This window comes from Moraxella sp. HMSC061H09 (genome assembly GCF_001809255.1).
GTDB lineage: Bacteria > Pseudomonadota > Gammaproteobacteria > Pseudomonadales > Moraxellaceae > Moraxella > Moraxella catarrhalis.
In genome coordinates this window covers 1-456 of record NZ_KV796842.1, presented here as the reverse complement: position 1 = coordinate 456, position 456 = coordinate 1, and the positions used below count along the sequence as shown (strand labels likewise).

General features: G+C 46.5%; 1 protein-coding gene. It reads left to right on the top strand.

Going from position 1 to position 456, the window contains the following annotated elements:
* On the top strand, positions 1–456 hold a 456-nt coding region (locus tag HMPREF2573_RS03635), incomplete at both ends, for an epoxyqueuosine reductase QueH (RefSeq protein WP_003666864.1).

The window sequence follows — 456 nt, the reverse complement described above, 5'->3', positions numbered from 1 at the left end:
TATCGCCTTTGCCCAAAAGCATGGTATACCATTCATTGATGCTGATTATGACATGGACAACTGGTTTGCCCGTGCCAAAGGCATGGAGCAAGACCCTGAGCGAGGCAGACGATGTACCATGTGTTTTGACATGCGATTTGAGCGCACCGCCCTATACGCCCACGAGCATGGTTTTCCTGTGATAACCAGTTCTTTGGGCATCTCACGATGGAAGAACATGGCTCAGATTAATGATTGTGGTCATCGTGCCGCTGCCCCTTATGACGACCTTGAATATTGGGATTTTAACTGGCGTAAAGGCGGTGGCAGTAATCGCATGATTGAGATTAGCAAACGAGAGCATTTTTATCAACAAGAATATTGTGGCTGTGCTTACTCACTGCGTGATACCAATAATTTTCGCCGCAGCCAAGGACGAGAACCCATTAAGATTGGGGTTAAGTATTATGGTGATGA